At 72.5% G+C, this 11,058-nt stretch carries 10 protein-coding genes and 1 other RNA gene; 7 read left to right on the plus strand and 4 right to left on the minus strand.

Annotated features, from left to right (window positions below):
• Positions 1 to 11: 11 nt before the first annotated feature.
• Positions 12 to 106, plus strand: an RNA gene (gene ffs, locus ACWDN5_RS35290) — signal recognition particle sRNA small type.
• 3 nt (positions 107 to 109) lie between these two features.
• Here the strand turns inward: ffs and ACWDN5_RS35295 are convergent.
• Entirely contained in the window at positions 110 to 985 is an 876-nt protein-coding gene (locus tag ACWDN5_RS35295; protein WP_449679322.1) for a spermidine synthase, read from the minus strand.
• Positions 986 to 1,038: 53 nt separating this feature from the next.
• Here ACWDN5_RS35295 and ACWDN5_RS35300 point away from each other — a divergent pair, with 53 nt between their 5' ends.
• Together ACWDN5_RS35300 and ACWDN5_RS35305 are read left to right on the plus strand one after the other, a co-directional pair.
• Entirely contained in the window at positions 1,039 to 2,598 is a 1,560-nt protein-coding gene (locus ACWDN5_RS35300; RefSeq protein ID WP_449679323.1) for an ALF repeat-containing protein, read from the plus strand.
• Positions 2,599 to 2,641: 43 nt separating this feature from the next.
• The gene (locus ACWDN5_RS35305) at positions 2,642 to 4,726 is read left to right on the plus strand and encodes a DNA polymerase III subunit gamma and tau (RefSeq protein WP_449679324.1); all 2,085 of its coding nucleotides are present in this window, start codon (positions 2,642 to 2,644) and stop codon (positions 4,724 to 4,726) included.
• Positions 4,727 to 4,895: 169 nt separating this feature from the next.
• On the opposite strand, the gene ACWDN5_RS35310 is transcribed toward ACWDN5_RS35305, so the two are convergent.
• Positions 4,896 to 5,750, minus strand: a complete 855-nt coding sequence (locus ACWDN5_RS35310; RefSeq protein WP_310969301.1) for an N-acetylmuramoyl-L-alanine amidase — start codon at positions 5,748 to 5,750, stop codon at positions 4,896 to 4,898.
• A gap of 78 nt (positions 5,751 to 5,828) precedes the next feature.
• On the opposite strand from ACWDN5_RS35310, the gene ACWDN5_RS35315 reads away from it, so the two are divergent.
• Positions 5,829 to 6,188: a YbaB/EbfC family nucleoid-associated protein gene (locus ACWDN5_RS35315; protein ID WP_013230627.1), complete on the plus strand. Its 360-nt coding sequence runs from the start codon at positions 5,829 to 5,831 to the stop codon at positions 6,186 to 6,188.
• Positions 6,189 to 6,193: 5 nt separating this feature from the next.
• On the plus strand, positions 6,194 to 6,790 hold the full coding sequence (recR, locus tag ACWDN5_RS35320; protein WP_310969294.1) for a recombination mediator RecR: 597 nt from the start codon (positions 6,194 to 6,196) through the stop codon (positions 6,788 to 6,790).
• Here the strand turns inward: recR and ACWDN5_RS35325 are convergent.
• Together ACWDN5_RS35325 and ACWDN5_RS35330 are read right to left on the minus strand one after the other, a co-directional pair.
• Positions 6,787 to 7,344 (minus strand): glucosaminidase domain-containing protein, encoded by a 558-nt coding sequence (locus tag ACWDN5_RS35325; RefSeq protein ID WP_449679325.1) that lies wholly within the window; start codon positions 7,342 to 7,344, stop codon positions 6,787 to 6,789. The genes recR and ACWDN5_RS35325 overlap by 4 nt on opposite strands.
• A 57-nt stretch (positions 7,345 to 7,401) precedes the next feature.
• Positions 7,402 to 8,499, minus strand: a complete 1,098-nt coding sequence (locus ACWDN5_RS35330; RefSeq protein WP_310969285.1) for a UDP-N-acetylglucosamine 2-epimerase — start codon at positions 8,497 to 8,499, stop codon at positions 7,402 to 7,404.
• Positions 8,500 to 8,583: 84 nt separating this feature from the next.
• On the opposite strand from ACWDN5_RS35330, the gene ACWDN5_RS35335 reads away from it, so the two are divergent.
• Both ACWDN5_RS35335 and ACWDN5_RS35340 read left to right on the plus strand, forming a co-directional pair.
• Positions 8,584 to 9,603: a glycosyltransferase family 2 protein gene (locus tag ACWDN5_RS35335; protein ID WP_449679326.1), complete on the plus strand. Its 1,020-nt coding sequence runs from the start codon at positions 8,584 to 8,586 to the stop codon at positions 9,601 to 9,603.
• On the plus strand, positions 9,600 to 10,883 hold the full coding sequence (locus ACWDN5_RS35340) for a lipopolysaccharide biosynthesis protein (RefSeq protein ID WP_449679327.1): 1,284 nt from the start codon (positions 9,600 to 9,602) through the stop codon (positions 10,881 to 10,883). Before ACWDN5_RS35335 ends, ACWDN5_RS35340 begins: the two co-directional genes overlap by 4 nt.
• Positions 10,884 to 11,058: the final 175 nt, after the last annotated feature.

Raw genomic sequence — 11,058 nt, forward strand, 5'->3', positions numbered from 1 at the left:
CTACACTGATCCACGGACCCCGCGCGGCGTCCACCCTGTGAACCTCCCCAGGGCCGGAAGGCAGCAAGGATAAGCAGGCTCTGGCGGGTGCGCGGGGTCCCCTTTTTGCTTAAAACAGGCCCAGGACGTCGTCCGGGGGGCTTGGGGGCGGTGGGGCGTCCGCGTCCGTGATCGGGGCCGCGCTCCCCGCCAGCTTTCGCAGCTCCGCGCCGTGCACGCACCTCGCCGGGAACGCCGCCGACGCCGTCCGCTGTGCTATCTCCGCCGTCGGGAGCTCGGTCGCCGAGGCCGCGAGCACCAGATTGCCGAACCGGCGGCCGCGCAGGACGGCCGGGTCCGCCAGGAGCAGGACCTCCGGGAACACCTCCAGCAGCGTCGCCAGGAAGCGGCGGGCGAACGGCAGGCCCGAGCCGTCCGTGATGTTCGCCAGGTAGATGCCCGGCGATCGCAAGAGGCCCGCGATTGCCGCCGTCGCCTCCAGCGTGGCCAGGCCGCCCGCCAGCGTCGCCCTCTGGAACGCGTCGACCACCACCAGGTCCGCCGAGTCCTCCCGGCGCGTCGCCAAGCCCTCCCGGCCGTCCGTCACCCGGACGCGCAAGCCCGGCACCCGCAGCCCCAGCTGGGTGCGGACCAGCTCCACCAGCTCGCCGTCGGCGTCGAACACCAGCTGCCGGGAGCCCGGCCGTGCCGTCGCGACGTACCGGGGCAGCGTGCACGCCGCCCCGCCGATGTGGAGCGCGTCCAGGGGGCCGGGCGGCAGGCGGTCCAGCACGTCCGCGAACCGGCGGACGTAGTCGAACTCCAGGTGGGCGGGGTCGTCGAGGTCGACGTACGACTGCGCGACGCCGTCCACCGACACCAGCCAGGCGTTGCCGCGGTCGGCGTCGCGGACGAGCTCCGCCGTGCCGAACCGCACCGGGTAGCGCCCGGGCACCGGCTCGGGTTTCCGCGTGCGGCTCACGGGATCCGAGGTTATCGGAAACATTCCGACCGCCCCCGCGATAAGCCACCGGACGATCATCGATCGAGGGGGTTCACTTGCGGGCAAACGCAGTAATCGTCGCCGCCGCACTGGCGGCCGGGGTGTTCGCGACGCCGGCGGCCGCGGACGTGCTGCCCGACCGGGCGCAGGCCGTCGCGTACCTGGAAACCGGCGGGACCGGCGTGGCGCGGGCCGCCGAAGCGGCGTTGCTCGGCTCGCCCGCCGACCTGCAGGCCTTCCTGGCCACCGGCCGCCAGCAGGCGCAGAACGACGACGAGCGGGTCCTCGTCACCCAGGCGCTCACCAACGGCGGCCCGGTCACCAAGCGCACCGCTCAGAAGGCGCTCAGCGGCACCCAGGACGACGTCCGGGAGTACCTGGCGCACGGCCTGGCGCAGGCCCGGATCGCCGACGACCGGATCGCCGTCGGCCAGGCCATGAGCACCGGCGGCCCGACCGTCAACGTCCGGGCCCAGCAGGCGCTCGACGGCACACCCGCCGACGTGCGGGCCTTCCTGGAGACCGGCCTGCAGCGGGCGAAGGACGTCGACGACCGCCTCACGGTCGACCAGGCCATGGCCGAAGGCGGCCCGGAGGTCAAGGCCGCCGGGCAGGCGGCGCTCGACGGCACGCCGGAGGACGTCCGGTACTTCCTGTCGCTGTGGTGGCAGGTCAGCGTGAACTACGACGCCGAAGCCACCTCGGTCCGGCAGCGGCTCGACGAGGCCAAGGCGGCCAAGGCCGCCCACCGCACCCTGGAAGTGAAGATCGCCGCGGGCACCGCCCGCCGGATCGCCGCGGACGCGCGGACGGCGAACGCCGACCGGCTCAAGGCCCAGCAGGCTGAGAACCAGCGCAACGGCCAGGCCGCCGCACAGGCCGACGCGGCCGCGCAGCAGCAGGCCAGCGAAGCCGCGGCGCGCGCGGCGAAGGCCAAGACCGACAACGACAAGCTGCTAGCCGACGCGGACCCGGCGCTGACCGTGCCGAACGGCCGCAAGGCGTCGGTCTACCTGCTGCGCAACGGCGGTGCCGCCGTCAAGAACGCCGCCCGGGCCGCGCTGAGCGGCTCGGACGACGACGTCGTCACGTTCGTGCGCAGCGGTCTCGCCGTCGCGCAGGAGGCCGACGACCGCGCCGCCGTCTCGGCGATCGCGGCGGACCCGAACGCCCGCCCGGGCTTGCGCCAGGCGGCTCGTGACGCGCTCGCCGGCCCGTACGCCGGTGTCGCCGCGCTGCTGCGCACCGGTGACTACCCGGGCCGGGACACCGACGACCGCATCGAGGTCAACCAGCTCCTGGCGGCCGGCGGCCCGTCGACGAAGTCGGCGGCGCAGAAGGCGCTCGACGGCACCGTCGCGGATGTCCGCGAGTTCCTGGCCCACGGCCGGTACGTCGCGCACCTGATCGACCTGGACATCTACGCCACCCGGACGCTGGGGGAAGGCCCCGAGGTCGTCGCGGTCGCCCAGGGCGTTCTCGACGGGCCGGACTCGGGCCTGCAGCACTACCTCGACGTCGAACTGCCGAAGGCGCGGGCGCGTGACGCGTTCACGGCGGCGCACGTCACCAAGGTGAACGCCATGGTCGCCGAAGCGACGGCCCTGGTCTCCTGACCGCACGGCGAAGGTTGTCGGTGGTGCCCGGTACCCTCGCGAGGTGGCTCTCGCGCTGTACCGCAAGTACCGTCCGGCGACCTTCGCCGAGGTCGTCGGTCAGGAGCATGTGACCGAACCCCTCCGCACGGCGCTGTCCGCCGGGCGGATCAACCACGCCTACCTCTTCTCCGGCCCGCGCGGCTGCGGCAAGACGTCGAGCGCGCGCATCATGGCGCGCTCGCTGAACTGCGCCAAGGGCCCGACGCCGGACCCGTGCGGCGAGTGCAACTCGTGTCGCGCGCTGGCGCCCGAGGGGCCGGGCAGCGTCGACGTCACGGAGCTCGACGCGGCGAGCCACGGTGGTGTCGACGACGCCCGCGAGCTGCGGGACAAGGCGTTCTACGCGCCGGCCGAGTCGCGCTACCGGGTGTTCATCATCGACGAGGCGCACATGGTCACGACGCAGGGCTTCAACGCCTTGCTGAAGATCGTGGAAGAGCCGCCGGAACACGTCATCTTCATCTTCGCGACCACCGAGCCGGACAAGGTGCTGACCACCATCCGCTCGCGCACGCACCACTACCCGTTCCGGCTGATCCCGCCGAGCTCGATGCGCAACCTGCTGGAGCGCAACATCGCGGCCGAGGGCGTCGAGGTCGAGCCGGCGGTGTACCCGCTGGTCATCCGCGCGGGCGGCGGCTCGGCGCGTGACACGCAATCGGTGCTCGACCAGCTGCTGGCGGGCGCCGGGCCGGAGGGCGTTTCGTACTCGCGGGCGGTCGCGCTGCTGGGCGTCACGGACGTCGCGCTGATCGACGACATGGTCGACGCGCTGTCGACCGAGGACGCGGCCACGGTGTTCGGCACGGTCGAGAAGCTGACCGAGGCGGGCCACGACCCGCGCCGGTTCGCTACCGACCTGCTCGACCGGCTGCGCGACCTGGTGCTGCTGCGCGCGGTGCCGGAGTCCGCGGGCGGGCTGGTGTCCGCGCCGGAGGAGGAGCTGACGCGGATGGTCGCGCAGGCCGAGCGGATCGGCCTGGCCACGCTGTCGCGCTACGCCGACATCGTCCACAATGGACTGCTGGAGATGCGGGGTGCGACGTCGCCCCGGCTCGTGCTCGAGCTGTTGTGCGCGCGGATGTTGCTGCCGTCGGTGACCGAGGCGGAGAAGGCGCTGCTGGCGCGGATCGAGCGGTTGGAGCGCCGGGCGACGCTGGCGGGCGGCGGAGGCGCGCCGGCGGAGGGTGGCGTGGAGCCGCCGGTGCGCGCGGCGCCCGAGCGTGAGTTTTCGAGGCCTTCGCAGCGCGCGGCGTCGGCGGGACCGGCGCCGGTGCCGGAGCCGGTCAAACGCCCGGTGGAAGCGCCGGCCGCGCCTGCTCCGGCGGCCGTCCCTGCGCCGGTGGCCCCGCCGGCGGTCGCTCCCGCCGCTGCGGCGACCCAAGCCCCGGCTCCGTCGGGCGATGGTGGCTGGGGTGCGGTGCGCACGCCCGGTGGCGGCACCCCCGCCCCGGTGAGTGCCCCGGAGCCGGAAGCCGCGCCCGCGGCGGCGTCGGCGTCGGGCGGGATGGACGCCGCCGGGATCCGGAACGTCTGGCCGCAGCTGATGACCGCCCTGCGCAAGTTCACCGGCGGCCGCAGTCTCGAAGCCATGCTGACGCAGGCGACGGTCGCGAGCGTCGAGGGCAACTCCGTGACCCTGACCCACAAGTCCGAGCCCCTGGCCCGCCGCCTTTCCGACCAGGACAACGCCCGCAAGATCGCCGGCGCCCTGACCGACGTCCTGGGCGGCGACTGGCAGGTCCGCTGCATCCACGGCAACGCCCCGGCCGCGCCCGTCGCGCGTCCGCAGCAGGCGGCCCCGGCGCCGGAGCGGTCGTTCACGCGCCAGTCGGCGGCCGCGGCCCCCGCCGCCGAACCGGCGGCCCGCCCCGCGGCCCCGCCGCCCCCGGCGCGCCCCAAGGTCACGACGACCGAGCCGGACATCCCGCTCCCCCCGGAACCCTCCGACGAGGACGACGAGGACCTCTACAACGAGGACGCCAGCCCAGCGCCCCCACCACCCCCGCCCCCACCGGACAAGGACCCGGACGAGGTGGCCCGCAAACTCCTCTCCGAGCACCTCGGCGCCCGCCCCCTCGACTGACCCGGGATCGTGTCGTCCCCCCAGTCACGCGTGTCGACCCTTCAGTCACGCGTGTCGACGCCCGGATCACGCGTGTCGACCCTCCGCGCACGCAGGCGCCGTGCGGGAAAGGTCGACACGCGTGATCAGAAGGTCGACACGCGTGATTGAAGGGACGACACGGCGGGGGTCACGAGGCCAGGTAGGTCTCGATCGCTGTCGCGATGGCTGTGGCGTATCGCTGGCGACCGTCCGCGCTCGTCATGCGGGCCGCTTCCGTGGCGTTGCGCATGTTGCCGCACTCCACCAGCGCCGCCGGGCGGGTCGAGAGGTTGAGGCCGGCCAGGTCCGCCCGGGCCGAGAGGCCGTTCGAGCCGATGTAGTTCGCCGCGGTGAAGCCGCTCGTCCGGAGCGTGTCGCGCAGCGTCTGGGCCAGGCGCGTCGACGGCGCTCCCTGTGCCGCGTTCAACGCGGGTGACGAATACGCCACGTGGAAGCCGTTCGCGCCGGCCGCTTCGGAACCGTCGGCGTGGATGGAGACGACCGCGTCCGCGTCCGCGTCGTTGCCGATCGCCGCGCGGCGGTCGACGCAGGGGCCGACCCCGGTGTCGTCCTGTCGCGTGTAGACGACCCGGATTCCCTTGTCCGCCAACGCTTTCCCGACCCGCTGGGCGACGTCGAAGGTGAACGCGTGCTCCGGGTAACCCGCGTTGGTCGCGGTGCCGGTCGTGTTGCACGGCTTGGTCTGCCCACGCCCCGCCGGCACCTGGCGGTTGATCTCCGCCGGGTGGGCGGCGTTCCCGCCGTTGTGCCCCGGATCCAGCACGACGACCTTCCCGGCCGCCACCGGCGACGGCGAAGGCGAAGGCGAAGACGAAGCCGATGACGGCGGCGCAACCGACGAAGACGACGAAGGAGGCGAAGCAGTGGTCACCACCGGAGCAGGCGCGGGCGAACCGGCCGCCGGAGCGTCGTCGGAGCAGCCGGTGAGCAGGAGGGCACCGGCCAGCAGGAGGGGAGCAGTCGCGCGTCGCACGGCGACCACGGTGCCACAGCCCGGCACCTCGCGTGGCGCGACTACCCTGGTGGGGACACAGGCGTGCAGAGAGGACCGAGTGCGATCATGGCCCAACCCGGCGGCGGCTTCGACCTTTCCCAGCTGATGCAGCAGGCGCAGCAGATGCAGCAGAAGCTCGTCGAAGCCCAGGAAGAGCTGGCCAACACCGAGGTCACCGGCACCGCCGGCGGCGGACTGGTCACCGCGACCGTCTCCGGTGACAGCCAGCTGAAGAGCTTGCAGATCGACCCGAAGGTGGTCGACCCGGACGACGTCGAGACGCTGTCCGACCTGATCGTCGCGGCGGTCCGCGACGCGTCGGCGAGCGCGCAGAAGCTCACCGAGCAGAAGCTCGGCCCGCTGGCCGGCGGGCTCGGCGGCGGTGGCGGCATGCCGGACCTCGGCAGCCTCGGCTTCGGCGGCTGACGAACTTGTACGAAGGTGTCGTCCAGGACCTGATCGACGAGCTCGGGCGCCTGCCCGGGGTCGGGCCGAAGAGTGCCCAGCGGATCGCGTTCCACCTGCTGGCCACCGACCCGGCCGACATCGCGCGGCTGCAGGACGTGCTCGGCAAGGTCAAGGAGGGCGTGCAGTTCTGCGAGATCTGCGGCAACGTCTCCGAGCACCCGACCTGCCGCATCTGCCGCGACGAGCGCCGCGACCTCACGGTCATCTGCGTGGTCGAGGAGCCGAAGGACGTCCTGGCGGTCGAGCGCACGCGCGAGTTCAAGGGCCGCTACCACGTCCTGGGCGGCGCGCTCGACCCGCTGTCGGGCATCGGCCCGGAGCAGCTGCGGATGCGCGAGCTGCTCAAGCGCATCGGCGAGGCGGACATCAAGGAGATCATCATCGCCACCGACCCCAACACCGAGGGGGAGGCGACGGCGACGTACCTGGTGCGCATGCTGCGCGACTTCCCGGGCCTGAGCGTGACGCGGCTGGCGTCGGGCCTCCCGATGGGCGGTGACCTGGAGTTCGCCGACGAGCTGACGCTGGGCCGCGCGCTGTCGGGCCGCCGGGTGCTCTAAGGGACGTCGAAGCGGCGAAGGTCGTACAGGTCCATCAGCCTGATCACCTTGTTCGCGTATTCCGGGTCGGTGGCGTACTTCCGCGCCACCGCCCGGATGAACGCGTCCGGGTCCGTGCGCACCGGCAGCGCCGCCGCGTAGTTCGCCGACGTCGTCAGCAGCCGGCCGTAGTCGCGGAATGAGTCGTCGATCGACGCGTAGGAGCGGAAATACGCGTCCACCGGGTGGCACGGCGCCGGAATGCACTCCGTCGTCGGGTACCGGGCGCACCGCAGGGCGATGGGTCCCGGGCTCGTCGGCGTCACGCACTTGAAGCCGAAGTGGTTCAGCTCGGCCGTGGACAGCTTGCTGCGGCCCCAGCTCGACTCCAGGATCGACTGCGCCACCGTCACCGACGCCGGGATGTCGTACGCCGCGTGGATCGCCCGCGCGATCGGGCCGGCCGCGGCGACGTACGCCTCCTGGAAACCCGCCGCCAGCGCGGCGTCGCGAACAGCGCCCTGGTCGATGGGCGGGACCACCACCAGCGCGGCCGCCAGTCCGATGTGGATCATGGCGACACTGTGCCCGGGTGCGCGCCGGAAAAACCGGCGGTCACCCGGACGAAGGACTCAGCAGTAGCCGAGCTGCGCCAGCGTGTCGACGACGATCTCGGACGGGTGGTACTTGTCCATCCAGGACTCGCCGCGCCGGTTCTGGTACGTGTCGAGGAAGTTCTGCAGCTTGTCGCCGCGCATCTCGGTCAGCACGACCGTCTCGCCGAGGTGCTGCGGCGTCTCGGTGCGCTCGCGGTGCACCGCGCACGGCAGGCCGAGGTAGTAGCACTCCGCCGAAAGACCACCCGAATCGGTGACCACGTACTCGGCGCGCGCCACCAGCGGCAGGAACTTCAGGTACCGCATCTTCGGCTGGACGATGAACTGGTCGTCGAAGATGTTCCCGATGCCCAGCGCGCGGATCTTCTCGCGCTCCGGCGCGCCTGCCATGTACAGGATCGGCATCTTGCGGCTCTGCTCACGCAGGATTTCGAGGGCCTCGCGGTACTTGTCCGGGCGCGAAACCAGCTCGAAGCGGTGCAGCGTGGCCAGGCCGAACTTCTCCGGCAGGTCCGGCACGTCCAGCGGGCCGTTGATGGCGAGGCGCATCGCGTCGATCGCGGTGTTCGCCTCGGTGTCGACGACCACCCCGCGGGCGTGGCGCAGGTTGTTGACCTCGCGGATGCTCGGCGCGAAGTGGATGTCGACGATCTTCGCCGCGATCTTGCGGTTCAGCTCCTCCGGCAGCGGCGAGAGGATGCTGCCCGACCGCGCGCCGGCCTCGACGTGCCCGACGCGGGACTTGAGGATCCGCTTGCCGATCAGCGAGCCGTACGGCGTGGTGAACGTGTCGCCGTGCACCAGCACCAGCGGGGGACGGCCGTCCTCGGTCAGCGCGGCGCGCAGCTCGTGGCGGCGGCTCCACGCCGTCCGCAGCACCTGCGCGGCCCAGCCGGGCACCTGCGCCGGCGACTCGAGGTTGTGCGCCTTGTCCTCCGGCACCAGCCAGACGTCCGGCGCCGGCATGTTCAGGTCCGCCAGGACGTCCGCGACCTCGTCGACGTGCTGGGCGGTGAACCAGATCTTCGGCCGCATCCCGCGCTCGCGGATCCCGTGGTAGACGGGCGCGATCTTGATCAGTTCCGCGGTGGTGCCGAGAATGAAGGAAATCACCAGAGGAGCCCATTTCAGGTCGGGTGCGGTGGCGTAAGGATACTGGCCGACCCGGCGCGCGGGCCGCCGGGTAGCCTCGGCACGGTGAGTGCGAACCCGCTCCTCCCCTCGCTCAGCGTCGTGATCCCGGTCTACAACGAGCAGGACTGGATCGAACGCAGTGTCGGCGCGCTGCTCGCTTCCGCGTCGGCCGCGAGCTGGCCGATCGAGGTCGTCGTGGTCGACGACGGCAGCACCGACGCCACGCCGTCCCGGCTCGACGACCTGCGCGAACGCCACGGCATCACCGTCCTGAGCCAGGCCAACTCCGGCCGGTTCGAGGCGCGCCGGGCCGGCATCGCCAAGTCGTCCGGCGAGTGGGTCGCGCTGCTCGACAGCCGCGTCATCGTCGACGAGCACACCCTGACGTTCCTGCGCGACCAGCTCGTGGAGCACCCCGAGCGCGCGGTCTGGAACGGCCACATCAACGTCGCGTCCGAGCACAACCCGTACGCCGGCTTCATGGCCGGCCTGGTCAAGGTGCCTTGGCGCAAGTACTGCGCGAACCCGCGGCTGATGTCGTACGGCATCGAGGAGTTCGACGTCTACCCGAAGGGCACGACGTTCTTCTGCGCCCGCCGCGGCCTGCTCGAGGGCTCGGTGACGGCGTTCGCGTCGCTGTTCGACGACCTCCGCTTCGCCAGCGACGACACCCGCATGCTGCGCTGGATCGCCGAGCGCGAGCGGATCTGGCTGGCCCCGGAGCTGTCCGCGACCTACAACGGGCGTGATTCGTTCAAGAAGTTCACGCAGCAGGCCTACTTCCGCGGCACGACCTACGTGGACTCCTACATCGCCTCGCCGGGCCCGGCGCGCAACGCCCTGTTCGGCGCGCTCGCGGCCGGCGTCATCGGCCTGGCCTTCGCGGCGAAGAAGCCGAAGACGACGCTGGCCGCGGGGGTGCTCGGCGCGGTCGCGGCGGGCGAGGTCGTCAAGAAGTGCGGGGCTACCGGCCCTGAGGCCCGCGCGGTCACGAAGCTGCTGCCGGTGTTCGCCGGTGGCTTCGGCGCCGGTGTCCTGCGTGGACTGGCGATGGCCGTGCGCGCCCGGCTCCGCCGCCGATGAGCACCGAAGTGGACACGCCGGCCACCGCGCGCAGCGGGCGCACGACCGCGGGCAGCCTCGGCGGTTCGCTGATCGTGTCCATCGGCCTCGGCTACCTGCTGACGGTCGCCTGCCAGCGGCTGCTGCCGCCGCAGGAGTACGCGGTCTTCGTGACGTTCTGGGGCCTGGTGATGGGCCTCGGCAGCACGCTGTCGCCGCTGGAGCAGGAGCTCTCGCGCCAGTCGGCGGTCGCCGCGCTGGCGGGGGGCAAGGCGGGGCGTCCGGCGCTGCGGGCGGTCGCGGTCGGAGTGGTCGTCGCGGCCGCGTTCTCGCTCGCGCTGCTGATCCCGCCGATCAACGACAAGCTGTTCCACGGCGAGTGGTCCCTGGCGGTGATCGTGCTGGCCGGCGGAGTCGCGTTCGCCTGCCAGTTCGGTACGCGCGGGTTGCTCATCGGGCAGCACAAGGTGAAGGCGTTTTCCCTGCTGGTGGTCGCCGAACCGGCCGTGCGGGCGCTGATCCTGGGTGTCCTGTTCGTCTCGGTGGCGTACAACGTCGTCTCGCTGGCGATCGCGGTGGCGGCGGGCTCGTTCGCCTGGCTGCTCTTCGCGCGTCCGGCCCGCCGGTTGCTGGACTTCCAGGTCGAGGGCGACGGCTGGGGCGTGACCTCCCGCCGGATGGGCATGCTCCTGGTCGGAGCGGCCCTGACGGCGGCGGTGATCACGGGCTACCCGGCCTTGGTCGGCCTCCTGGCCCCGGGCGGCGACGGCGACCGGGTGGGTTCGCTGTTCGCGGCCCTGGTCATCGCCCGGTTGCCGCTGACGCTGATCGGGCCGGTCCAGTCCCTGGCGGTCCCGTTCGTGGTCCGATTGTCGGTGACGCCGGAGGGCCGCCACCGCTTGCGCCGGGTACTGGCCCTCGGCGCGGCGGCCTCCCTGGTCTTGGCGGCACTGGGTGCCCTGGTGGGGCTGTGGCTGGGCCCCTGGGCGGTCCGGTTCGTGAGCGGCCCGGAGTACGACATCGACGGCTGGTCGGTGGCGGGGCTGGTGTGGTCCTCGGTGCTGCTGGTGCCGATGCAGCTGCTCACGGCGGTGCTGGTGGCGCGCACGCAGGCGAAGCTGGTGCTGGCGACGTGGGCGGTGGTGACCGGCACGGCGTCGCTGGTGCTGCTGTTCCTGCCGGGTGACACGGTGTTCCGCGCGGTGGTGGCGCTGGCGGTGGCCCCGACGCTGGGGCTGGCGGTGGTCCTGGCGTTCGTGCTGCGGCGGGCACCGGAGCCGGTCGAGTCCGACGCCGGCTGAGGTTTCTTCGGCCTGATCACCTCGGACCACGGTTTACCCACCCGAGGTCGCGCTGCTCGGTGCCCACCACCCCGAAGCCGGATTGTGACTACGGCCGGTGGTACCGCGTCAAGGCGGGAAAGCGTGCCTTGACCCGGCACCACCGGCCGTGTTCTGGCTTCGGATCGGCGTGGCG

It is taken from the genome of Amycolatopsis sp. NPDC003731, from assembly GCF_053586895.1.

What these genes read in the sequence shown, in the direction of transcription:
- ACWDN5_RS35295 (WP_449679322.1), bottom strand. Translation starts at nt 985, where the DNA reads ATGTTTCCGATAACCTCGGATCCCGTGAGCCGCACGCGGAAACCCGAG.
- ACWDN5_RS35315 (WP_013230627.1), top strand. Translation starts at nt 5,829, where the DNA reads ATGGCCCAACCCGGCGGCGGCTTCGACCTTTCCCAGCTGATGCAGCAG.
- ACWDN5_RS35325 (WP_449679325.1), bottom strand. Translation starts at nt 7,344, where the DNA reads ATGATCCACATCGGACTGGCGGCCGCGCTGGTGGTGGTCCCGCCCATC.
- ACWDN5_RS35340 (WP_449679327.1), top strand. Translation starts at nt 9,600, where the DNA reads ATGAGCACCGAAGTGGACACGCCGGCCACCGCGCGCAGCGGGCGCACG.